The sequence below is a fragment of the Pedobacter sp. PLR genome (assembly GCF_026239675.1).
GTDB lineage: Bacteria > Bacteroidota > Bacteroidia > Sphingobacteriales > Sphingobacteriaceae > Pedobacter.
The window spans coordinates 1-386 of record NZ_JAPIVQ010000044.1 but is presented as its reverse complement, the minus strand read 5'-3'; the positions used below and the strand labels follow the sequence as shown (position 1 = coordinate 386).

1 protein-coding gene is annotated in these 386 nt (G+C 45.1%); it reads right to left on the bottom strand.

Annotated features, from left to right (window positions below; translation table 11 throughout):
* The coding region (locus OQX61_RS24280; protein WP_265844432.1) for an MBG domain-containing protein at positions 1 to 386 on the bottom strand (386 nt) is incomplete at both ends.

Below are 386 nucleotides of genomic sequence, written 5' to 3'. Positions count from 1 at the left end.
CGCCAATGCTCCTGTGATGACATCCGTTGATACCAATGGCGTAAAGTTGTACTCAAAGGTTGGATCAGTTGCTCCATACGTTTTTGAATAAGCCAGCTTTGGCGTAATGGTTACTGGTTTCTTGCTGACCGTGAAATTAGCAGGAACATAAGTAATTGCATATTTATATTGATCCAGGTTGAATGAGTTTTGCTGGATTTCATAGTTTCCTGCATTTTCTCCGGATACTCTGGATAAGGTTCCTGTGCTTACATCAGTACCTGTTAATGCCGGAGTGATGGTTGGGGCAGCGATGGCAGGTTCTACATCGCCGAATACTTTCGTCTGCGCAGCAGCGGTTACCGTAACTGGTTTTGGTAGGATCTGCAGTAACCGGATTACCGGTT